The 21,421-nt window shown below is 42.4% G+C and carries 24 protein-coding genes; all 24 read right to left on the bottom strand.

The annotated features are described in order from the left end of the window. Nucleotides 1-15: 15 nt before the first annotated feature. Nucleotides 16-720 (bottom strand): ATP-binding cassette domain-containing protein, encoded by a 705-nt coding sequence (locus tag IB67_RS00315; RefSeq protein ID WP_143145232.1) that lies wholly within the window; start codon nt 718-720, stop codon nt 16-18. Continuing rightward, complete coding sequence (locus IB67_RS00310; protein WP_245789426.1) at nt 713-1,537, bottom strand: ABC transporter ATP-binding protein; 825 nt, start codon at nt 1,535-1,537, stop codon at nt 713-715. The genes IB67_RS00315 and IB67_RS00310 overlap by 8 nt, the downstream gene beginning before the upstream one ends. Then, nucleotides 1,534-2,577: a branched-chain amino acid ABC transporter permease gene (locus tag IB67_RS00305; protein WP_072757536.1), complete on the bottom strand. Its 1,044-nt coding sequence runs from the start codon at nt 2,575-2,577 to the stop codon at nt 1,534-1,536. Before IB67_RS00305 ends, IB67_RS00310 begins: the two co-directional genes overlap by 4 nt. Next, nucleotides 2,574-3,467 carry a branched-chain amino acid ABC transporter permease gene (locus tag IB67_RS00300; RefSeq protein WP_072757523.1) on the bottom strand — a complete coding sequence of 298 codons (894 nt, stop codon included), beginning with the start codon at nt 3,465-3,467 and terminating at the stop codon, nt 2,574-2,576. The genes IB67_RS00305 and IB67_RS00300 overlap by 4 nt, the downstream gene beginning before the upstream one ends. A gap of 99 nt (nt 3,468-3,566) precedes the next feature. Continuing rightward, entirely contained in the window at nt 3,567-4,688 is a 1,122-nt protein-coding gene (locus IB67_RS00295; RefSeq protein WP_072757521.1) for an ABC transporter substrate-binding protein, read from the bottom strand. Nucleotides 4,689-4,729: 41 nt separating this feature from the next. Continuing rightward, entirely contained in the window at nt 4,730-5,842 is a 1,113-nt protein-coding gene (locus IB67_RS00290) for an ABC transporter substrate-binding protein (protein ID WP_072757519.1), read from the bottom strand. Between the two features lie 469 nt (nt 5,843-6,311). Continuing rightward, entirely contained in the window at nt 6,312-6,797 is a 486-nt protein-coding gene (locus IB67_RS00285) for a ferritin-like domain-containing protein (protein ID WP_072757517.1), read from the bottom strand. A gap of 31 nt (nt 6,798-6,828) precedes the next feature. Then, nucleotides 6,829-8,694, bottom strand: a complete 1,866-nt coding sequence (locus tag IB67_RS00280) for an FAD-dependent oxidoreductase (RefSeq protein WP_339745170.1) — start codon at nt 8,692-8,694, stop codon at nt 6,829-6,831. 16 nt (nt 8,695-8,710) lie between these two features. Then, nucleotides 8,711-9,814: an NADH-quinone oxidoreductase subunit D gene (locus IB67_RS00275; protein ID WP_339745173.1), complete on the bottom strand. Its 1,104-nt coding sequence runs from the start codon at nt 9,812-9,814 to the stop codon at nt 8,711-8,713. Continuing rightward, the gene (locus tag IB67_RS00270; RefSeq protein WP_339745176.1) at nt 9,807-10,367 is read right to left on the bottom strand and encodes an NADH-quinone oxidoreductase subunit C; all 561 of its coding nucleotides are present in this window, start codon (nt 10,365-10,367) and stop codon (nt 9,807-9,809) included. Before IB67_RS00270 ends, IB67_RS00275 begins: the two co-directional genes overlap by 8 nt. Further along, a complete protein-coding gene (locus IB67_RS00265) occupies nt 10,348-10,884 on the bottom strand; it encodes a NuoB/complex I 20 kDa subunit family protein (protein ID WP_072757883.1) in 537 nt (178 codons plus the stop codon). The genes IB67_RS00270 and IB67_RS00265 overlap by 20 nt, the downstream gene beginning before the upstream one ends. A gap of 44 nt (nt 10,885-10,928) precedes the next feature. Then, a complete protein-coding gene (locus IB67_RS00260) occupies nt 10,929-11,816 on the bottom strand; it encodes a respiratory chain complex I subunit 1 family protein (protein ID WP_072757511.1) in 888 nt (295 codons plus the stop codon). Between the two features lie 3 nt (nt 11,817-11,819). Continuing rightward, nucleotides 11,820-13,634 (bottom strand): proton-conducting transporter transmembrane domain-containing protein, encoded by a 1,815-nt coding sequence (locus IB67_RS00255; protein ID WP_072757509.1) that lies wholly within the window; start codon nt 13,632-13,634, stop codon nt 11,820-11,822. 2 nt (nt 13,635-13,636) lie between these two features. Continuing rightward, complete coding sequence (locus IB67_RS00250) at nt 13,637-15,013, bottom strand: complex I subunit 5 family protein (RefSeq protein WP_072757507.1); 1,377 nt, start codon at nt 15,011-15,013, stop codon at nt 13,637-13,639. Continuing rightward, nucleotides 15,010-15,354 carry a sodium:proton antiporter gene (locus IB67_RS00245; RefSeq protein ID WP_072757505.1) on the bottom strand — a complete coding sequence of 115 codons (345 nt, stop codon included), beginning with the start codon at nt 15,352-15,354 and terminating at the stop codon, nt 15,010-15,012. Before IB67_RS00245 ends, IB67_RS00250 begins: the two co-directional genes overlap by 4 nt. Nucleotides 15,355-15,357: 3 nt before the next feature. Further along, entirely contained in the window at nt 15,358-16,077 is a 720-nt protein-coding gene (mbhE, locus tag IB67_RS00240; protein WP_072757503.1) for a hydrogen gas-evolving membrane-bound hydrogenase subunit E, read from the bottom strand. Then, nucleotides 16,074-16,388, bottom strand: coding sequence for a Na(+)/H(+) antiporter subunit B (locus IB67_RS00235; RefSeq protein WP_084634292.1), 315 nt, complete (start codon nt 16,386-16,388; stop codon nt 16,074-16,076). Before IB67_RS00235 ends, mbhE begins: the two co-directional genes overlap by 4 nt. After that, nucleotides 16,381-16,755 carry a monovalent cation/H(+) antiporter subunit G gene (gene mnhG / locus IB67_RS00230; protein ID WP_072757502.1) on the bottom strand — a complete coding sequence of 125 codons (375 nt, stop codon included), beginning with the start codon at nt 16,753-16,755 and terminating at the stop codon, nt 16,381-16,383. Before mnhG ends, IB67_RS00235 begins: the two co-directional genes overlap by 8 nt. Then, the gene (locus IB67_RS00225; protein ID WP_072757500.1) at nt 16,752-17,045 is read right to left on the bottom strand and encodes a monovalent cation/H+ antiporter complex subunit F; all 294 of its coding nucleotides are present in this window, start codon (nt 17,043-17,045) and stop codon (nt 16,752-16,754) included. The genes mnhG and IB67_RS00225 overlap by 4 nt, the downstream gene beginning before the upstream one ends. After that, nucleotides 17,042-17,527: a Na+/H+ antiporter subunit E gene (locus IB67_RS00220; protein ID WP_072757498.1), complete on the bottom strand. Its 486-nt coding sequence runs from the start codon at nt 17,525-17,527 to the stop codon at nt 17,042-17,044. The genes IB67_RS00225 and IB67_RS00220 overlap by 4 nt, the downstream gene beginning before the upstream one ends. A gap of 392 nt (nt 17,528-17,919) precedes the next feature. After that, complete coding sequence (pdxT, locus tag IB67_RS00215; protein WP_072757496.1) at nt 17,920-18,495, bottom strand: pyridoxal 5'-phosphate synthase glutaminase subunit PdxT; 576 nt, start codon at nt 18,493-18,495, stop codon at nt 17,920-17,922. Between the two features lie 3 nt (nt 18,496-18,498). Further along, complete coding sequence (gene pdxS / locus IB67_RS00210) at nt 18,499-19,374, bottom strand: pyridoxal 5'-phosphate synthase lyase subunit PdxS (RefSeq protein ID WP_072757494.1); 876 nt, start codon at nt 19,372-19,374, stop codon at nt 18,499-18,501. Nucleotides 19,375-19,410: 36 nt separating this feature from the next. Beyond that, a complete protein-coding gene (locus IB67_RS00205; protein WP_072757492.1) occupies nt 19,411-21,075 on the bottom strand; it encodes an acyl-CoA mutase large subunit family protein in 1,665 nt (554 codons plus the stop codon). Nucleotides 21,076-21,118: 43 nt separating this feature from the next. Then, on the bottom strand, nt 21,119-21,418 hold the full coding sequence (locus tag IB67_RS00200; protein ID WP_072757490.1) for a flagellar protein FliT: 300 nt from the start codon (nt 21,416-21,418) through the stop codon (nt 21,119-21,121). Nucleotides 21,419-21,421: the final 3 nt, after the last annotated feature.

The raw sequence follows: 21,421 nt of genomic DNA, 5'->3' as shown, positions 1-21,421 counted from the left end.
CCCTTGATCTTTATGTTATCCACCAAGATATGCTTTTCTAACTCTTTCGTCTTCCAGTAAGTCTTTACCTGTTCCCTCAAGAACTATCCTTCCAGTTTCCAGAACGTACGCATAATCGGACAGTTTTAAGGCTTCGTACGCATTTTGTTCGACTAAGAATATCGTGACACCTTCGCTGTGAATTTTCTTGATCATCTGGAAGACTTCCTTAACGATAACAGGTGCAAGTCCGAGTGACGGCTCATCGAAGAGGAGTAATTTTGGCCTTGACATGAGAGCTCTACCGATTGCGAGCATCTGCTGTTCTCCACCTGATAGCGTACCAGCCCTCTGATTCGTTCTCTCGCGTAGCCTTGGGAACAAATCGAAGACATATTCTATGTCTTTCTTTATCTCTTCTTTATCCTTTCTCAAGTACGCACCTGCCAAGAGATTTTCATAAACTGTTAAGTTCGAAAAGACTCTACGTCCTTCTGGAACCATTGTTATTCCCATTTTCACTATCTCGCTTGTATCAAGTTTCGTAAGTTCTTTCCCTTTGTATTTAATACTTCCTCTTGTTGCTTCCTTCAAGCCGCATATTGTTCTTAACGTTGTCGACTTGCCAGCTCCGTTTGCACCTATAAGTGATATTATCTGTCCTTCTTCGACTTTCATGGATATACCCTTCAGTGCGTGTATACCACCATAATGTACATGTAAGTCCATAATCTCAAGCATCTTCATCACCTGCACCTAAGTAAGCTTTTATGACAAGTGGATTTTTCTGGATTTCTTCTGGGGTCCCTTCTGCAATTGTGACACCGTGATCTAAAACCACTATCCTTTCGCAGATGTTCATAATAACTTTCATATCGTGCTCTATAACTATGATTGTCAATTTGAATTTCTCTCTGATTCTCAAAATCAGTTCATTCAGTTCAAGCGTTTCATCAGGGTTCATACCTGCTGCCGGTTCGTCCAAAAGTAATAGTCTTGGCCGAGTTGCCAGTGCTCTTGCAATTTCAAGCTTTCTTTGAAGACCATAAGGCAGTGACGTTGACTTATAATCTGCAAGGTGGTGTATGCCAAGTTCTTTCATAAGTTCTTCTGTCATGCTCTGAATATACTCTTCTTCTTTCTGGTAATTTGGCAAGAAAGCAACGGCAGAAAACAAATCGGATTTCAAATGAGCGTGGAACGCTGTCATTATATTTTCACGTACCGTCATATTTCCAAAGAGCCTTATATTCTGAAACGTTCTCGCAATTCCAAGTCTTATTATTCTATCAGTTTTCTCATCTGTTATATCTTTTCCGAGAAATTCTATCTTCCCTTCCGTTGCAGGAAAGACGTGGGTTATCAAGTTGAATATCGTTGTCTTACCTGCACCGTTTGGACCTATCAACCCGAGCAGTTCGCCATCTTTTAGATCCAGGTTAAAATCGGAGACAGCAACGAGTCCACCGAATTTTTTAGTTACGTGCTCCATTTTTAAAACAGTCGTTTTCACTTCTTTCGTTTCTTTTGAAGGGACTGTCATCTGCGTTGTCATCATTGGCTCACCTTCCTTTTTGTAAATAACCTGACAAAGCCTTCCCAAGTGAATTCACGCTGTCCAAAGAGACCCTGTCTGAAGAAAAGGATGGTTATCATAAGGAGTATGGAGAATATCAGCATACGCATACCAAGTATACCCGGTATCGTTATGCCAAATATATTCATAGGCATTTCGACGAACCTGAGCCCTTCCATCAAGAAAGCAAAACCTATTCCGACAATCACACTGCCTGTGATATTTCCGAGCCCACCGAGGAGTATTATGGTAATTATCTGATACGTGAAGAGTATACTGAAGGAATTGGGGTCTATCGTCATCAATAAGCTTCCTAAAAGACCTCCCGCAACGCCTGCGAAGAACGCACCAACAACGAACGCGAGGACTTTGTGCTTGAAGAGATTTATACCCAAGTTTTCAGCAGCCACTTCGTCGTCCCTTATCGCTTTCAATGCTCTACCGTAAGAACTGTCAACTATTCTTCTGATAACTATCACTGTAACGATAGCCCAGCTTACAGTCCACCAAAGGTTCGTGTAAGTAGGTAACCCCTTCAAACCGAGAGGCCCGTTCGTAATATTTTGCAAGTTGTTGAAAAGAGATCTGATAATTTCTGAGAAACCGTACGTAACTATTGCAAGGTAGTCTCCACGCACTCTAAGGCTCGGCGCACCGACGATGAATCCCATCAATGCAGCCATCAAACCACCGACAATGAGTGCCCAAAAGAAAGGAATTTGTATTTGATCTAATGGAGAAATCAAAGGCTCCATGAAAAAGTTCGACAATTTGTTCTCAGGCGACATGTACAAAAGAGCAGACGTATAAGCACCTATTGCCATAAATCCGGCATGCCCCAGAGAAAATTGACCAGTGAAACCGTTTATGAGGTTCAAGCTAACTGCGAGGATGACGTATATGAAGCCTGTGTTGAGAACTCTCTTTATGAACGGGTCCATGTACTTTTCAGCAAAAAAGACAAAGATATAAATTACTATTATAAAGACTATGCTGAGCATAATTCTCGTTGAACGTTTCATGCTTTTTCACCTGCCTCCTGACCGAAGAGTCCATTCGGCTTGAAGATCAGGACTAACACGAGGAGTAAGAATATGAACGCTTCACGATAGCCTGAGTATTCCGGGAACATCGCAGGAATTAACACGGTCAGCAAGCCGAGAACGAATCCACCTATGAGCGCTCCTTTAAGACTACCGATACCACCCACAACAGCGGCTATGAAAGCCCTACTGCCTGGATACTGCCCCATGAACGGGAATATCTGAGGGTATCTGAGCGCCCAGAAAACAGCACTGACAGCAGCAAGCGCAGAACCGAGAGCAAAGGTAAAAGATATCGTCCTGTTTACATTTATTCCCATAAGCCTTGCCGTGTCAAAGTCTCTTGAGAGAATTCTCATGGCAAGACCGATTTTTGTTTTTTGTAGTATGAAAGTGAGAATTACCACCACAATTATCGAGAAAATTATCGTATAAATCGACACAGCCTGTACTCGTATTTCACCGAAGATAAGAGTTTTTTTCATCGGTTCTGGAACTGGGAAAGATCTCTGAATTCCACCGAAAACAACAACAGCGAAGTTTTGGAGCAAGAAGGACATACCGATCGATGACACGAGGGAATTTATCCTTGGATACTTTCTGAGAGGTTTATATGCAACTTTTTCAATACCAACGCCAAGAAGCGATGTGAAGACAATACCGAGAATCACCGCACTGAGCCAAGGAGCGCCGAATATCAAAGAGGTATAAAACATGAAGTAAGCCGCCATCATGAAGACGTCTCCGTGTGCAAAGTTAACAAGCTTAACAACACCGTACACAAGGGCATATCCTACTGCGACGAGCCCAAAAACAAACCCCAATGAGATAGCATTAACCATATGTTGCAAAAACAGGCCCCAATCCATCACTACACCTCCAACCCTTTGAAAGAATCTGAAAGAAATCTAATAATTCTAAAAGACGGGAATGGCAGAAGCCATTCCCATCTTTAAAATGTGGGCTAATCAATCGCCCTTTATTACCGTAACGAATTCGAACTTTCCGTTCTTTATCGTTTTGATGACTGCGTCTTTAATTGCGTCCCTGTTTTGGTCAAATCTTATTCTTCCAGAGACACCAACAAAGTCTGTCGTTAACAATGCTCTTCTAATCTTTTCTGGATCATCGCTACCCGCCCTCTTTATTGCGTCGATTAATACCATGTAAGCGTCATAAGCAAGTGCTGGTAAGTAGCCTGGGTCTTCGTTGTATTTCTTTCTGTACTTTTCAACAAATGGTTTCGTCTTGTCAGATAGTGCAGCCTTTGCATCGAACATTGTGCTGTAGTATGCACCTTCAACGGCACTTCCACCGATTTCTATCAATTGTGGTAAGTCCCACGTGTCTCCACCGAGTAATGGCTGCTTTAGTCCAAGCTCGCGTGCTTGTTTCGCTATAAGTGCAGCATCACCAACGATACCGGCTGGAACGAAGATAACGTCCGGATTGGCCTTCTTAATTGCTGTAAGTTGAGCTGTGAAATCTTGGTCTCCACCTTGGTAAGCTATGTAGACTTTGACCGCTTTCGAATCGCCTGTAAGCTTTACGAAAGCATCGCGGAAGTAATATGCAAGGCCGACTGAATAGTCGTTTGAAACGTCGTATATAACCGCAGCGGTCTTTGCCTTAAGGTTTTGAACAGCGAATTTCGCCATAACTGTGCCTTGGAACGGGTCAATAAAGCAGACTCTGAATGCAAATGGTTTGTCCTTTGTGACAAGTGGGTTTGTGTTCGATGGAGCGATGTAAACGACTTTGTTCTTGTTGGCTATCTCTGCACCGGGAATACCGAGTGCACTTGAATAGGTACCAAGAATTGCTGAAACTTTGAACTGTTCAATGAGCCTCGTAACAACGTTAGCAGCTTCGATTTTGTCACTCTTATTATCAAGCGTGACAAGTTTTATAGGCCTTCCAAGAACAGTTGGGACTTCTTCGTACGCCATCTCGATGCCCCTCATGCCAAGCTGTCCACCCATTGCGTAGTTCCCAGTTAGCGGTTGCGTTACCCCTATCACAATTTCATTTGCTGCAAAGGCTATAGATAAACTCAAAATCATAATGATAAAAAGCAGATATTTTCTCATGCCAATCACCTCTTATACAGTATGGGATTTAAATAGCATTATTATGGTTTTACAATACTTACCAACTTGAACTTACCGTTTTCTATCTTCTTAACTATTGCGTCTTTAACTGCGTCTCCGTTTTCGTCAAACGTTATAGAGCCAGTTGCACCTTGGAAGTTCTTTGTCTGTGCTAATGCGTTCTTAATATCTTCTGGTTTTGCTGATTTTGCTCTTGTTATTGCGTCAAGAATAACGAGGTAAGCATCAAAACCAAGAGCTGCGAACGCACTTGGTTCTTCGTTGTATTTCTTCCTGTAAGCTTCAACGAATTTCTTTGTCATCTCTGTTGTCATAGCCTTTTCGTCAAAGTGCGTGCTGAAATATGCGCCTTCGACAGCGTCTCCGCCAACTTCGATGATTTCAGGAACTTCCCAAGTATCTCCACCTAAGAAAGTTGCCTTGATACCCATTTCTCTTGCTTGTTTCATTATAAGTGCGGCATCTCCGTAAGAACCAGCTGGTATGAATAGAACATCTGGATTCTTAGCTTTTGCTAACGTGAGCTGAGCTGTGAAGTCCTGGTCTCCACCTTGGTAAGAAGCTACTCCAAGTATCGACTTTGAATTTCCAGTAAATTGTATGAATGCATTTCTGAAGTAGTGAGCAAGTCCGACAGAGTAGTCAGATGAGATGTCTTGGAGGATGTAAGCAGTCTTTGCTTTGAGAGTTTCAACAGCGAATTTTGCCATCACAGTACCTTGGAATGGGTCAATGAAACAAACTCGGAATGCATATTCCTTATCTTTTGTCACGAGTGGGTTCGTTGGTGAACAACCCATCATAGGAACTTTCATCTTGTTTGCAACTTCGCTTCCTGGGATTGCTAATGAACTTCCGTAACTTCCGATAATCGCACTGACGTTGTAGACTTGGATGAGCCTTGTCACAGCGTTTGCTGCTTCCACTTTGTCGGTCTTGTTGTCTAAGACTATCAGCTCTACCTTTTGGTTGAGTACGGTTGGGAACATCTCGTTGGCGAGTCTAATACCTTTGAGCGTGAGCTGACCTCCGGCAGCAAAAGCACCTGTTAGTGGTTCAAAAACACCTATCCTGATGGCTGAGAACGTGAAAACCGTTAAGATGAGCAATACAAACAGCAGAACTTTCCTCACAACTACCCCTCCCTTTGAAAGAGTTGAAAGATTTAGCAATCCTAAAAACTTAATGAGTGAAAAACAACATTTGCAAAATATAGTGCTGTGTTACCTTTGTTAAACTTACTGAATATTTTTTTACATTATATACCAAACGTGGAAGGTTTTTGAAAGTCTGTATTTTGACATCTATAAGTAGTTTTAGACGTTTTTTGACGTATATATGAGTTATTTGTATTTTTAGCATAAATTCATTCGTTTTGAAGGGGAGTTCACGAATAGTCATGAATAAATGACTATTGTATTTTTTCATTGCACTTTGTGAAATGATAAACGACAAGTTACATTTGTTGTCAGTAACTGTAAAAATAGGTGTGTTTCAGACACGTCTTAGATGTTGGAATTTGCATGGAAGTTATATATTTCAGAAAAATAAAAAGGACCGAGCAACTTTGCTCGGCCCAACAAATCAATTTTGAGTTTTAAACTAAAATGGATAAAATCCCAATTCAAGATTGTTCCTTTCAATTATCGCCTTCATCTGCTCTTCTATAATTCTCTTATGACCTTCTTCCCAATCTTGCAAGAGCACCAACACCTTCCTGACACTTTCATTTTTCTCATTATCAGCAGCTTTCTTATAGAATTCCATGAAATCTTTTTCTATAAGGTAAGCCATCCTGAGAACAGCCAAATCTGCAATATCGTCTTCTTGTGATGTTTCTTGAATCTTTTGACCTTCGTATCTTGATTTGAAATAGCTTGAGTCTTGCATCTCGATTGCCTCGACTTCCCTGCCTTCTTCAAGTGTCTTTACAAGTCTTCTTATGAATTCCGTATGCTCTTTTTCCATCTGCGCAAGGTAGTCAAAGATGTCTGAGACATGTTTGCTTTTCACTTCTTCTTTTTTTGCGGTGTAGAATTTATAGCCCTCTATTTCAAACTGCTCTGCGAGTTTCAATATGTCGTACATACTGCCCCCCCTTTCATATTTACGTGCCTTGTTATTTTTGTTCTCTTAGGTACTGGTCAATACCGCGTGCAGCCCAGTATCCGTCAGCAACACCGTGGATTATATCAGGACCGTTTACGATGTCACCACCTGCGAATAGCCATGGAATAGCAGTTTGTCTTAAATTGTTTGTCAAAATTCTTGGACCGACGAACTGTATCTTCTGCTTCCATTCTTCTGGCAAGTACGAATAATCTGGTGCCTGACCGATCGCTTCGATTATCATGTCGCCATCGTAGTATTGCAATTGGGATTCGTCGAATTTCGGGTTAAACCTTTTGTTCTCGTCAAACACTTCTGTACACTTCACACATTCAATTCCTTTGATGTTGTCTTTGTCATCGAAGATAACCTTTCTTGGACCCCAGCCTGGGCAGATTTTGACACCTTCTTCAATTGCTTCTTCTATTTCTTCCATATCGGCTGGCATTTCTTCGTGTGTTCTCTCAAGACACGTGACCGTGACATGAACTTCTCCAAATTTCATCTTCTGGAGTCTTGCCATACTCCTTGCAATGTCCATCGCGACATTACCACCACCAATGACCACAACACGCTTGGCTATCTTTGGCTCGGATCCTTCGCCTCTCAAATAGTCCCTTATTTCTCTTAAAAGAGGCAGAGCTTGGACGACATTTGGATGGTCGGAACCTGGAATTTTTGTCGATCTGCCAAGCGTCAAACCAGTCGATATAAATATCGCATCGTATCTGTTTTTGAGCTCTTCAAATGTTATGTCCTTTCCAACAGCTACACCTGTCAGTATTCTTACACCCAGTGATTCTATAAATGCGATATCTTTATCGAGCGCTTCATCTGGTAATCTGTATCTTGGTATTCCGTATCTCATCACGCCGCCTGGCCTGTTCATCGCTTCGTAAACATCAACCTCATAACCCATCGATGATAGGAAGTACGCAGCCGAAAGGCCGGCAGGACCGCTACCAACGATCGCTACCTTCTTGTTCTGCTTTGGTGAATCAAATTTGACAATCTCGTGCCATTTTTCTGCAGGAACGTTGTCTGTTATGTACCTTTTCAGCCACCTTATTGCTATTGCTTCACCTCTGTGTCCGATAGAACATACTTCCTCACATCTGTGCGTACAAACTCTTCCACATACTCCTGAGAACGGGTTTGCACCAAAGTTCTTCTGGTCTTCAACGCCTTTGAGGAGCCATTTCAGTGCATCCTGCAAATCGTCTTTCCAGATGGCTTTGATGTACTGCGGTATCTGCATGTGCTCGGGACACCTGTCCACACATATCGCACACTCGACACATCTTGCAGCCTCAGCAATTGCTTGTTCTTTACTGTATGCCTTTACAAATTCTACAAAGGAGTTAGATCTCTCTTCAGCTGGCATATGCTCTGGAACGATTCTGTCAAGATCAAGCAATTCGCTATTTTCATCCCTTGTCCAGCCAACCTTTATTTCCTCAGGCTCTTTCTTCAATATACCCTTCTCGGTTGGTGCATAATAGAAATCCTCTGGATTTGGAGAGACGAAGATATATTCTCTTGTCATCTGCAACGAGCCAGTTGTACATATATCGACACACATCGCACAGAAGCTACATCTTCCATAGTCTATAGATGGCCTCTGAGGTTTCATTCCGTATTCTTCTTTCATATCTGGTACTTCGACCATCGTTATTGCATCCGTTGGACATATCTTCGCACAAGTGCCACAACCGATACATTTCTCCCAGTCATTTATGTGAAAACCCCTGTACCTTGGTGCTGCTTCTCTATACACCTTTGGCACTTTAATTGTAACTGGCTTTTCAAACAGGTTCTTCCAACCAAGCAGTGGAGCGAAGAAGCTCTTCTGAGGTCCTTTATCTTTGATTTCCATCATCAGCACCTCCCGATTATCGATCGATTTCAGGTGCGCAAACACCCATAGTGTCAAGCCAGATTGGAACGTCATCTATTCGCGTACCGGGCAATAGGTGCTCAACACCGTACAGTCCTTGAGGATAAGATGCTCCCCTAACAGCTACGCGGTAAGGCGTTTCTCCGCCATTTGAAACAACCAAGTAGCCGTATTCACCGCGTGTTGATTCGACCCTTGCGTATGCCATGCCTTTTGGAACTCTTATTCTCAAACCACTACCATCAGATATCTTCGTATTCACAGGTCCTGATGGCATTTTCTCAAGCACTTGCCTGATAATTCTTATACTCTGCCTAATTTCTTTTGGTTTCAGGCTGATTCTTGCCAACGCATCTCCTTCAGTTGCCGTTGGCACTTCGAATTCCACTTTGTCGTAGAACAGGTACGGGTCGATTTTTCGTATATCATACGGCACACCGGTTGCGCGCAGTCCGATACCGGTAACACCGAGCTTCAAACACGTTTCCGTATCAATTTTGGCTATTCCTCTTAGACGTGTGTGGAGTATTCTGTTCTTTAGTATAAACGTCTCATATTCCGGCATTCTTTCTTCGAGATAATCCATCAATTGATGTATCTTCTCTTCAAGTCTCGGTGGGAGGTCTTTTCTCACACCGCCAGGGATTATATACATGTGGTAAATCCTTGCGCCAGAAAGTTCCTCAAATATATCGAGAACTCTATCTCTGTCGCTGACAGACCAGAACATGCTCGTGTACATGCCAGTTGGTCCACCGATACCACCGAATGACCACAGATGGTTTGCTATCCTTGCAAGTTCAAGCACCAACATCCTTATCCATTGAGCCCTTTCTGGTACTTCTACTTTTGCTATCTTCTCAATAGCCATTGCATAACATGCTTCGTTGATGTCAGGCTCTGGAACGCATATCCTTGGAATAAGTGCAAGGTTCTGATACCAAAGCCTTCTTTCCATGAGTTTTTCAAAACCTCTGTGCAAAAATCCTGGAAGTGGTCTTGCCTTTACAACTATGTCACCTTCAACGTACATATGCACGCTAAAATTACCGTGCATACCAGGGTGATTTGGACCGAAGAATAATTTCACTTCACCCATTTATATCACCTCTTATATCTTCCCTTATTATCTTTGCTTCGTGAATAACGTCTTTTTCGTACATTCTGTCTGGGTAGTGTTCTTTCGAATACTTCAATGGATCAAAATCCTTTCTGAGAGGCGGTAAGTCGTTCCAAACTTCTAAAATCATCGGCAACTTGCACCTTTCATTTCCTTCGAACTCAACACCAAAGAACTCGTGCACGTCTCGTTCATAGTACTCAGCTACAGGCCACATATCTTTGACTGTGTAGAATATCGGCTTGTCCCTATCAACGAACGTTGAGACGAGGAAAGTTACCCCATTCGACCAGTTGAATAAAATATACACAAGCTCGAATTTCTTTTCTTCTATCCAGTCAACGCAAGTTAGTATTGATAGATGCGAATATCCTGCTTCCTTTAAGTGAGCCAAAAGAGGTATCGTTTTGTCGTTTGCTGCTACAAATTTGTACTGCTTTGCATCTATCTGCTCTACTTCGATATTGAAAAGACTCTTTGCTTTTTCGATTACTTCAGAAACATTAGCCACATTATTCGTGGAATTGGTCATGGACGATCACCTCACCGAGACTGCGCAGTTGATTCTGTTTGTACCACTCGTAATTTTCCTTGTACTTCTTCCAGCCGTTCGCTTCGCCTTTTCTAATCATTTCCATAAGTGTGTTAAATGCGTTCAAAATGGCTTCCGGTCTTGGCATACAACCTGCGATGTACAAATCGACAGGAAGGTAGTAGTCTAACCTGTTTATCGTTGAATAAGAATCATAATATATACCGCCGTTGATAGTACACGAGCCAAATCCGATTACGTACTTTGGATCTGCCATCTTTTCGTATGTGTAAATTACCCTTCTAAGTGTTTTTGCGCTGAGATATCCTGTTATCAAGAATATATCCGCTTGTCTTGGCGTTGCCATAGGTCCCATGCCAAGTCTTTCCATGTCGAACCTTGAGGTCATGGAAGGTGGCAACTCTACAGCACCACAACCAGTACAATAATGGAGCATCCACATGGATCTGCTTCTGAGTTGGTCTGCTATCTTTTCCCACACGCTTCTTTCATCTATCTGAGCCATCAATTTCACCTCCGCACACATCTACTCAGTAATTATCAAAACACCCAGCCATTGACTACTAAGAAAACCTGCAAGAATGCAAGCAGGATTGGTACAGTCCAGTAAAACGCAACGGCTTGTTCTATCCTAAATCTTGGGAGCACCGTTGAAATCATTACTGCAAGAGCCCAGACTACGAAATATTTGAGCAAGAATTCTATGTAATTTCCGCCGCCAAGGAAGAAGTCTACGAACAAGCTTATCTCGACGAATTCCATGAATGTATTCATGAGCATCAGCAATCCCATGTATTTTGCTGAGAGCTCAACCATAGGACCGGATGCGATTTCAGCTGGTGCTATCGGTGCTTCGAACGGTTCTTTGCCGAGCATACCTTGGAGCGATATGAACGCCACAAGTGCACCTATCGGGAATTTGAAGAGATTCCATGTACCATTCTGAGCTGCTACGATGTTTGATATGTTTCCAGTTTTGTAGAAGTACATAAGTGTTGTGATAACTATAAGATATGGCACTTCGTAACCGAGCATGAGTGTTAGCGCTCTTGCCACACCTATGGACGCCCACGGGTTGCCAGTACCAACCATTCCCATCGCCATACCGAGTGCACCGACTGTGAATAAGTAAGCTATGACGAAGAAATTATCCAATCCAGGGAACGCAACTAAGTTTCCAAGTGGAACAAATGAGAGCGTTGCAATGACTCCACCGAGAGCCATAAGCACGCCGAAGTCAAATATCCAGCCATGAGTCCATCCGTGCTTTGTCAAAGTTTTGAAGACGTCTATAAAGTTCTGATACCAAGGTGGTCCGTATCTTCTTTGTATACGCGCTGTAATTTTTCTTCCAAGCCCCTCAAATGTCAGGCCAAAGAAGAAGGCTGTAAACAATACTCCTGCAACTCTTGCTATCGTCATAGCCATGTCTTACCACCTCCACCACATTATCAACAGAACAACCAAAGCAGTCCAGAAAAGGTACGCCGAGGCTGTGCGTCTTGCAAGATAGTCGACACCTTTTCCGATAGCCTTAAGCACGTTAACTATAGACAGGTACCAATCTTCGAATGAAGGATGACCTTCGTATTCTCTTTCGAGGAAGGCATAGAATTTACCAGCATAATGGTACAGATCATAGTTGTGCAAGAACTCACCAGATGTATACTGATCTTCAAGCGGTATCCTCTTGCCTTTTGGCATGAGTATGTAGATTATTGCTGCGATTATGAAACCGACTGCAAACATCACGAAGACTACCCATGTGTCCCAGTATCCCAAACTTGTCTTTAAGACCGTGCCTTCGAATTCAAAAGGCTTCATGCCAAATTCCTTCTGTACATCGGTTATCCATGTCAAAACTTGTTGCGGGAATATACCCCAGAGCACGGTTAAAGCTGTGAGGATGATCATAGGAATTTGCATAATTACTGGCACTTCTTTAACATCTTTGTGTTTACTCTTCAATTGCCCGAGGAATACGCCTGCAAGAGGCCTAAAAACGTACAAGAACGAACCGATGCTACCAACGAATACGAAAAGTTCTGTTACGAACATACCCTTTGACACTAAGCTTTGGAATATCATCCATTTTGATATGAATCCGCTTGTTGGTGGAATACCTGCAAGCGAGATGATTCCCACCAAATATGTAACGAACGTGACCGGCATCCTGTGGATTAATCCACCGAGTTCGTCGATCTTGGTTGTACCTGTTCTATATGTAACCGCCGCAAATGAAAGGAATATCATAGTTGCGGCAAGGGCGTGGTTTACAACGTGGAAGAGTCCACCTGCGTATCCGACTTGATGGAGCGTGGCAAGACCTATAAGTATGTAACCACCGTTTGCCACTGTCGAGTACGCTATGAGCATCTTCATATCGTTCTGCTTTATGGCCATAAGCGTTCCTATGAGGATCGATATATTACCAAGCCAGACCAACAAGTAAGAGAGAATATTTATCCCATTGTAAAATTCAGAGAACATATTAGCGATTGGAAATACGCTTAAAACCAGAGCGAGCAAGTAAGACCCCATCTTCACAAGCTGACCGGAAAGTACTGCACTGAACGTATCGGGTGCGTTTCCGTGCACGTTCCTCAGCCATGTATGGAGCGGGAATATACCGCTCTTTGCAATACCAGCACCAAGCATCAGAAGTACTACTGTCCATCTGAATCCAAGTGATTCGTTTGGCAAGTACTGAGCGATTTCAAATATGTCAAAAGTTGAATATTTTGCATACAGCATGAACACTCCGTAAAGGAACATGTATGTACCTATCGAGCTTATCACGATATACCATATAGTTGCCTTACGAGATTCCTCTTTTCCCATCGGCACTATGAACAACGAACCAAGAACGGCGATTTCCCAGAATATGTATAATGCGAGTAAATTAGAAGAGAAGAAAACACCGAGTGTGCCAAGTAATGTGAGTATCGAAAGAGCGTTAAATGCACTCGGATTTTTTGTCTTGCTGATCCACGAGATATTGAAGAAACCGAAAGATGCAAATACTATAAGCGACACTATTGAGAAGTATTTTGCCAAAGCGGTGTATTTCAACATACCTTCAAGGCCAAATAGTCCTTCAACCGTTCCTGTTGGCATACCCCAAAGGATGTACAAAGCGAATATCGAGAGAGCGAACAATATAACAGGCCCTATCTGCTTAGCTATTTTGGAAAGTAAGTAACTTCCGAGTGCTCCGACAGCCAAGTATAGTATCAGATTTTGCATTGTCACATACCTCCTTTCAGGAGAGTATCGAAGTAGGTTCTGAAATCTGTTAACGACGTAGCTATGCTGTGAGTCTTGTCTGTGATTAGCTGTGGCATGAAACCTACGATGATAAGTACAAGAGCTAAGAGTAGCACAACAAGCTGCGTACCAAATGGTATGTAGCTTTCATCTTCTTGTTCTTCTTGGTCTTTGTACCACAGCTCGACGTTCCACTTGATGAGATAACCAGCCTCTATGACTGTTGAAATTAATAATACAGCAGGAAGAATTAAATTATTCATCTCAAAGAGTGATTGAAGTAGGTTGATTTTCGCCCAGAATCCAGCTGTGAGAGGTAATCCTATTATCGAAAGTGAAGCGATTGTAAATGCCAAACCTACTGTGGTGTTTCCTTTAAAGCCCTTGTGTGACAAGTAAGCGAAAATTGAGAAGAGCACGAATACTGATACAACATCGGCAAAGAGATAAAAGAAAGCAGCTGAAAGTAGTGTATCCTCTCCATGAACTGCGGCAGACAGTGCTGCCACTACCGTGCTTGCACCAGCTATTGCCATGTAAGCAAGTGCTCTTCCAAGATTTTTCTGTTTTAAGGCAGCCAACTGAGCTACGATGATTGAAATCGTTGAAAGGATGAAGACCAATTCAAATCTGACAGGAAGTGTTATTGTAAAGAAAATCCTCGCGAAAAGGTAGAAAATCGAAGCGGTGACAGCCGTTCCGAGCACAACAGGTGTTAGAGAAGAACCATTTGAATACACATCGGGTGCCCAAAGTCCAAGAGGAAGGACTTTCAACTCTATCAATAGAGCCAAGAGCATGAAAATGCCGGCAATTTCCATATACTGTGGTGCAACGATGAAACTTGCATATCCCATATTCAAAGTACCTGCATAGACGTACACTGTTACTGCACCTATCAAATAAAGGGTTCCTGCAACAGCACCGAAAATGAGGTACTTGAACGCTGCATAAGAGTTTTTCTTTTCAGCTGCAAGTATGTAAGCTATTGCGGATATGATTTCAAGGAACACAAATGAGTTAAAGAAATCACCTGTGAGCAACAGCCCATTTAACGATGCTGTAAGCACAAGGAGCAAAATCCCATGCTTTTCTTTAAAATCTGCGGTGAGTGATATTGCAAGCAAAAGGATATTCACGAATAAAAGGAATGGATAATTCACATTATCAAGCAAAAGTGCTATACCATAAGCAGCGGGCCAATTACCAACTTGAACCAACGTGCCTGGCTTCAAGAATCCGAAAAGCAAAACTAGATTAAATATAAGGGCGATTGGTAAGATGTACTTGCTTGCCTTTGGAAAGGCTACCGTAGCAAAAGCGAGGGCAAGAGGGACAGCAATTAGCAAAGTAATCATTCTATCACTTCCTTTGCTGCGCGAATTTCATCTGGGTCAACAGAGCCGTATTCTTCGTTGATGTGTACTAAAAGCATTGCACCAAGAGCTAAAGTTCCAACGCCGATAACTATTGCTGTAAGGACGAGCGCTTGCGGGAGAGGATCAACGAAATTTGCGACAGGAGTTATCACAGAGTAGATAGGAGCCTCCGCACCTTTGAGATAGCCGAGCGAGACAATGAAAATATTGACAGCGGTATCAATTATTGTCAAAGATACAAGCTGTTTAAAAAGGTTCTTTTGGGAGATGATTCCATAAAGACCTATGCCAAAGAGGACAAACGAGATGTAGTAAAGCATATCTTATCCCTCCCTCATTTCTGAAATTATATTCGAAAGCTCTGCTCCAACCTTGAAGCCTATCAGAGTATAGACTATCGGCACAACGCCTGCGCTGAACAAGTATCCTACCGTACCTGTTGGGAGGAAATTTGCCAAAAACGTTCCTGCCAAAGCTATTCCTACCAATCCAACGAGAACGTACCCGGCACCTGCTACACCTTCTGTGTACTTAGCCACTTCGGATACTTTGAAGTCCGTTCTTCCAAGAATTAACAACAGAACTCCAAGCCCAATTATCGTACCGCCTGGAAATCCACCACCGGGTGTGAGGTGCCCGTGTATAAAGATGTAAGCCCCGAAGAGTAAAATTATCGGTAACACTATACCTGTTGCGGTTGAAAGAACGTTGTGGTTTTCGAACTCTATTCTTCTTTTCTTGTAGGATGCGAGCAAACCGACACCAAGTGCTGCTGTGAATAGTACAGTGACTTCTCCAAGCGTGTCGAAAGAACGGTAGTTCACAACAATTGAAGTGACAACATTTGCACTGCCTTCTTCAAGGTTGGATGACTTCTTAAATTCCACAGGTGAGTACTCTTTTGTCGTTGATTTGCTTATATAATCAAACGAAACTCTCCTATACATGTCAAACATGCCAAACTCAGGAAGAGTTGGAGCATAGACTGTGAAGAAGAAGTATAAAAATACAGCTGAAAGCAGGATTGCCCATATGCGCCTCATTCTTCCTCACCTGCCTTGTTCTTATTGCCTCGTTTATTTTCCGGATTGCTAATTCTAAATAGTGCAAAAATCATCACAGCACTTGCAAGTCCTGAACCAACTGCCGCTTCCGTGATTGCTACATCTGGTGCTTTCAATACGACAAATATCAATACTGACAACATGCTTAAAGCAGAAAGTGCAAGCAATGAATCGAATATCTTTTTTGCTTCAACGGCAAAGATTCCAAAGACTACCATCAATCCGCCGACCAAATAAGATACATAATCGATGAGCTCTAAACTTGTTAAAAACTCTTTCAAATTACTCATTGCCCTCACCACCCGTAACAGCTTTTTCTACCGCATTGTTTTTTAGTTCTGCTATTTCATCAATACAAGTCTCTTTGCATGCGGGTGCGTTGTTTTTGTAAGCTGCTCGAATCATTACAGATGATGCAACAGGGTTTGTTAGGGCTACGAAGGCGATTAATATAATCGACTTTCCGAAGAATTCTGGATTGAGAATACCTATCCCAAGCGCGATAGAAAAGGTTCCGAGAGTCGTTGCCTTTGTTGAAGCTTGGAGCTTTGTATAAACATCCGGCATTCTAATCAAACCTAAACCTGCAAGGAAATAGAAAAACGCACCAAGCGCGGTGAGCGTATAGCCTACGATTTCTCTTATTATCTCAGTCATCTCTTATCACCGTCCGCAGTCTTTGCTGCCCGATTTTCAAGATAGCGAGCAAAGACTAAAGTCTCGATAAAAGTGAGTAAACCGTATAGCAAAGCAATATCCATGTACATATTGTTCTTGAATATGTACGCAATCATAACTAGAACGCCTATGAACATGACGTTCATCATATCCACAGCGACCAATCTTTCGAAACTCGTTGGACCGAGCAAGAACCTGATGAGCGTTAAGAAAATACCGAGTCCAGTGAATCCAAAGACAATTAAATCGATTAAAAGAGAGCCACTCATTCGTACACCCCCTTCAAGAACCTTTCAAGTCTACCATAAAACGTGCGTTTTGAGTTCTCATCGGTACCTCCAACTTCTATCCAGTGTACGTAAAGCTCGTCATCTTTCATGTCAACAGCAATCGTTCCTGGTGTTAGGGTTATCGAATTGGCGAGCGTCAATTTGGCAATATCACCCTTCAAAGATGTCTTAACTCTAACAAACCCCGGTTTAACACGTACTTTACTGTCCAACACTCTTGAAGCGACGTCAAAATTTGCTTTCAGCATCTCCCAAACGAAAACCGGTATGTAAACAAAGAAAAACTTGAAAAGTCCGGGTACGAACTTGGCGTTGAACTTGATGTTGTAGTAGCGTTTGAAAATAATGGAAATAGCAAACGATACCACTAATCCAACAATAACCTCTTGAACATCAAGGGACCACGTTAACAACAACCATGTGAAAAAAGTAACAATGAGTACCGAAAAATTCACGCACATCCCTCCCTTTAATAGATGATATTTTTTTCACAAAGTATTGAATATAAAAATGAACAAGATCGCAAGACTTGCATTATTGTTCTTGTGCCAAAATAGACAAAAATACTCCATTTTTTCTTTAATATTCTACCAGACACAACAAATGTGTCAAATAGAAAAATTGGACAAATATAATCTAAATTAATTGATATCTTCGAAAATATCCTCCAAATCGTTCATATTCGTTTTTCTGGATGGTGAGACAACACTTGAAATTTTGGGCGACTAACCACCTGTATTATAGCAAAATTGTTTTTAAAAACAAAATTGCGTTCAATCTAGTATTCTTCAAACAAAAAAGGGGCGAATTGTTCGCCCCTTGTGAATTTTTTATAAATTCTCGATAAATATGCTTATTTCCTGTACTCCTTAACCATACTTAAGAAGTATTCATGTACTCTTGTGTCGTCTGTTAGCTCTGGGTGGAACGATGTGACGAGCACGTTTTTTTGCCTGAGCATAATTGGGTGCTTGTCTAAGAAAGCCAATGTTTCAACTTCATTTCCCCACTCTTCAACCCTTGGAGCGCGGATGAATATCGCTTTGAAAGGTCTGTCAAAACCTTTGATTTCTACCATTTCGTCAAAGCTGTCTACTTGCCGTCCGTATGCATTTCTCCTCACTTTGATGTTGATTACCCCTAAGGACTCTTGCGGGTAATTCTCTATTTCTTTGGCCAAGACTATAAGTCCAGCACAAGTTCCGTATACTGGAAAACCTTTCAAAATCTTTTCTTTCAGTGCATCGAAAAGCCCTATGCGCTTCATTATGCGGATCATAGTTGTAGATTCTCCACCTGGTATGATAAGCCCATCAACTTTCTCCAGGTCTTCTGGAGTTCGTACGACGTATGTTTCGACCCCGAGCTTTTCTATCGCCCATTTGTGTTCTCTAAAATCACCTTGTATGCCTGATACCCCTATTACCATTTCTTACCAACCTCTTTCTTGGAGCCTTACTTCTAACGTTTCAATTTCCAAACCTTCCATTGGTTCGCCGATGTCTTCTGATATCTTCAAGAGCATCTCTGGGTCGTTCCAGTACGTGACTGCCATAACTATCGATTTTGCCATCTTCATTGGGTCTTTTGATTTGAATATACCGCTACCAACGAAAACACCATCTGCACCGAGCATCATCATGAGTGCAGCGTCAGCAGGCGTGGCGACGCCGCCAGCTGCGAAGTTCACAACCGGTAGTCTTCCGAGTTCTTTCACTTGTTGCACGAGTTCTACAGGTGCGCCTATTTCTTTTGCATACGTTACTATTTCTTCGTATGGCAAGTTCTGGACTTTTCTAATCTCTGCCATCACTGTTCTCATGTGTTTGACAGCTTCCACGACGTTACCGGTACCAGCTTCACCTTTTGTTCTTATCATCGCTGCGCCTTCTGCGATCCTTCTCAGTGCCTCGCCAAGGTTTCTTGCACCGCAAACAAACGGGACTTTGAATTCATGCTTGTTTATGTGGTATTTGTCATCTGCAGGCGTTAGAACTTCAGACTCGTCTATGAAGTCAACACCGAGAGCTTCGAGGATACGTGCCTCTGCGATGTGTCCAATCCTTACCTTTGCCATGACAGGGATGGAAACTGCTTCCATTATCTCCTTTATTTTGGCAATGCTTGCCATTCTCGCAACGCCGCCGGCTTTTCTGATGTCTGCAGGAACTCTTTCAAGTGCCATGACGGCAACCGCTCCTGCTTCTTCTGCGATCTTTGCCTGCTCAGCTGTTGTGACGTCCATAATGACGCCACCTTTGAACATTTCCGCAAATCCCTTCTTGATTTCCCATGTTCCTTTTTCCATATCTATCGCCCTCCTTTTCAATTGTGTTTCAATTTATCAGATGATTACAGTCTCTGTGTATTCTCCAAATACTTCCCTCAGTGCGTTGCTTATCTCACCAACGGTTGCGTACGATTTAACAGCTTCGAGAACGTACGGGAAGAGATTTTCATCGGTCTGCGCAACTTCTTTTATCTTGTTAAGAATCTTCTTCACTTTTTCGTTGTCTCTTCTCTCTTTGAGCTTCTTAACTCGTTCTTTTTGCTTTCTTTCAAGCTCTGGATCTACCTTGAGCACTTCTTTTTGTTTCAAGTCTTCGTTTATTTGGAATTTGTTCACACCAACTATTATCTCTTCACCTTTTTCAACTGCAAGTTGGTGCTTGTAAGCGCTTTCGTGGATCTCTTTCTGTACGTATCCAGTCTCAATTGCCTTTATCATTCCACCCATCTGATCTATCTTCTCGATATACTCCATCGCTCTCTTTTCAATTTCGCTCGTCATTGCTTCTATTACGTAAGAACCGGCGAGTGGGTCGATCGTGTCCGCAACACCCGATTCGTAAGCGATTATTTGTTGCGTTCTTAAAGCGATTCTTGCGGATTCTTCCGTTGGGAGTCCGAGAGCTTCGTCGTAGCTGTTTGTGTGGAGCGACTGAGTGCCACCCAAAACGGCTGCGAGTGCTTGTATCGTGACGCGGATTACATTGTTAAGTGGTTGTTGAGCTGTGAGTGTAGAACCGCCGGTTTGTGTATGGAATCTCAACTTCAATGCCTCTGGATCAGTCACACCGAATCTTTTCTTCATTATCTTTGCCCATAGTCTTCTCGCTGCACGGAATTTTGCTATCTCTTCAAGGAAGTTGTTATGTGCTGCAAAGAAGAAAGACAATCTTTTTCCAAAGACGTTTGGATCAAGCCCAGCCTTTATTGCTGTGTCTACGTACGCTATAGCATCAGCAAGTGTGAACGCAACTTCTTGTACTGCGCTTGAACCGGCTTCCCTTATATGATACCCACTTATGCTTATCGGATTCCACTTCGGCATGTACTTCGAGCAGTATTCAAAGATGTTTGTTATAAGCCTCATAGATGGTTCAGGTGGATAAATATATGTTCCCCTTGCTATGTATTCTTTGAGTATATCGTTCTGTATCGTACCGCTCAGTTTGTCTTGCGATACTCCTTGTTTTTCCGCGACGGCTATGTACATTGAGAGCAGAATCATCGCCGTGCTATTTATTGTCATGGAAGTACTGACTTGGTCAAGTGGAATACCATCGAACAGTATCTCCATGTCCTCAAGCGAGTCTATTGCAACGCCGACTTTACCAACTTCACCTTCAGCCATTGGGTCATCTGAGTCGTATCCAATTTGAGTTGGCAAATCGAATGCAACCGAAAGTCCTGTCTGTCCTTGTTGGAGGAGGTACTTATACCTCTTATTCGATTCTTCGGCAGTTCCAAAGCCTGCATACTGGCGCATCGTCCAGTGCCTTGCCCTGTACATTGTTGGCTGAACACCGCGTGTGTAAGGATATTCACCGGGGAATCCGATTTCTTCCACGTAATCTATGTGTTCTATATCCTCTGGAGTGTAGAGCCTCTTGATTTCATAACCGGACGTTGAAGTAAAAGTTGGTTTTCTTTCAGGTACCTTTGCTACCGATTTTGCAACAACATCTTCGTATTTTGCTTTTGCCTTTACAAATCTTTCGTTCATTCCAACTCCCCCTTCGCTTCGATTTAAAAAATTTAATCTTTACTCAACCTTTCCTGTCTATGCTGCTCCCCTTATCTTCAACCGTCAGATAGGATCTCATCATTTTTTCACCCTCGATGGTCTTTAGCGCCATTTCTTTAAATTCATTGAGTTTCTGCTCGAGTTTTTTCTTCCGCTCCTCGTCTCGCTTGTATATCTCTATCAACTCTTCGCTCGATAACTTCGAAAGGAGCTTTTCTCTCTCATCGAGTAACTGATTCAGTTTCTCGTAGTCTTCTTTCTCTATCGCTTCATCTATCTGAGCTTCGATATTCAATATGTCCTTCTCTCCACTGTTTGCCATAGT

It is taken from the genome of Fervidobacterium riparium, from assembly GCF_025370035.1.
In the GTDB taxonomy this organism is placed as follows: Bacteria; Thermotogota; Thermotogae; order Thermotogales; family Fervidobacteriaceae; genus Fervidobacterium; species Fervidobacterium gondwanense.
The sequence above is the reverse complement of the archived record's forward strand: the minus strand, read 5'-3'. Positions and strand labels throughout refer to the sequence as shown.

Bases quoted from the DNA above. Each gene is read 5' to 3' on its own strand.
- IB67_RS00315 (WP_143145232.1), bottom strand. From the start codon at position 720: ATGCTTGAGATTATGGACTTACATGTACATTATGGTGGTATACACGCA.
- IB67_RS00310 (WP_245789426.1), bottom strand. From the start codon at position 1,537: ATGATGACAACGCAGATGACAGTCCCTTCAAAAGAAACGAAAGAAGTG.
- IB67_RS00305 (WP_072757536.1), bottom strand. From the start codon at position 2,577: ATGAAACGTTCAACGAGAATTATGCTCAGCATAGTCTTTATAATAGTA.
- IB67_RS00300 (WP_072757523.1), bottom strand. From the start codon at position 3,467: ATGGATTGGGGCCTGTTTTTGCAACATATGGTTAATGCTATCTCATTG.
- IB67_RS00295 (WP_072757521.1), bottom strand. From the start codon at position 4,688: ATGAGAAAATATCTGCTTTTTATCATTATGATTTTGAGTTTATCTATA.
- IB67_RS00285 (WP_072757517.1), bottom strand. From the start codon at position 6,797: ATGTACGACATATTGAAACTCGCAGAGCAGTTTGAAATAGAGGGCTAT.
- IB67_RS00280 (WP_339745170.1), bottom strand. From the start codon at position 8,694: ATGGAAATCAAAGATAAAGGACCTCAGAAGAGCTTCTTCGCTCCACTG.
- IB67_RS00275 (WP_339745173.1), bottom strand. From the start codon at position 9,814: ATGGGTGAAGTGAAATTATTCTTCGGTCCAAATCACCCTGGTATGCAC.
- IB67_RS00270 (WP_339745176.1), bottom strand. From the start codon at position 10,367: ATGACCAATTCCACGAATAATGTGGCTAATGTTTCTGAAGTAATCGAA.
- IB67_RS00260 (WP_072757511.1), bottom strand. From the start codon at position 11,816: ATGGCTATGACGATAGCAAGAGTTGCAGGAGTATTGTTTACAGCCTTC.
- IB67_RS00255 (WP_072757509.1), bottom strand. From the start codon at position 13,634: ATGCAAAATCTGATACTATACTTGGCTGTCGGAGCACTCGGAAGTTAC.
- IB67_RS00250 (WP_072757507.1), bottom strand. From the start codon at position 15,013: ATGATTACTTTGCTAATTGCTGTCCCTCTTGCCCTCGCTTTTGCTACG.
- IB67_RS00245 (WP_072757505.1), bottom strand. From the start codon at position 15,354: ATGCTTTACTACATCTCGTTTGTCCTCTTTGGCATAGGTCTTTATGGA.
- mbhE (WP_072757503.1), bottom strand. From the start codon at position 16,077: ATGAGGCGCATATGGGCAATCCTGCTTTCAGCTGTATTTTTATACTTC.
- IB67_RS00235 (WP_084634292.1), bottom strand. From the start codon at position 16,388: ATGAGTAATTTGAAAGAGTTTTTAACAAGTTTAGAGCTCATCGATTAT.
- mnhG (WP_072757502.1), bottom strand. From the start codon at position 16,755: ATGACTGAGATAATAAGAGAAATCGTAGGCTATACGCTCACCGCGCTT.
- IB67_RS00225 (WP_072757500.1), bottom strand. From the start codon at position 17,045: ATGAGTGGCTCTCTTTTAATCGATTTAATTGTCTTTGGATTCACTGGA.
- IB67_RS00220 (WP_072757498.1), bottom strand. From the start codon at position 17,527: ATGTGCGTGAATTTTTCGGTACTCATTGTTACTTTTTTCACATGGTTG.
- pdxT (WP_072757496.1), bottom strand. From the start codon at position 18,495: ATGGTAATAGGGGTATCAGGCATACAAGGTGATTTTAGAGAACACAAA.
- pdxS (WP_072757494.1), bottom strand. From the start codon at position 19,374: ATGGAAAAAGGAACATGGGAAATCAAGAAGGGATTTGCGGAAATGTTC.
- IB67_RS00205 (WP_072757492.1), bottom strand. From the start codon at position 21,075: ATGAACGAAAGATTTGTAAAGGCAAAAGCAAAATACGAAGATGTTGTT.
- IB67_RS00200 (WP_072757490.1), bottom strand. From the start codon at position 21,418: ATGGCAAACAGTGGAGAGAAGGACATATTGAATATCGAAGCTCAGATA.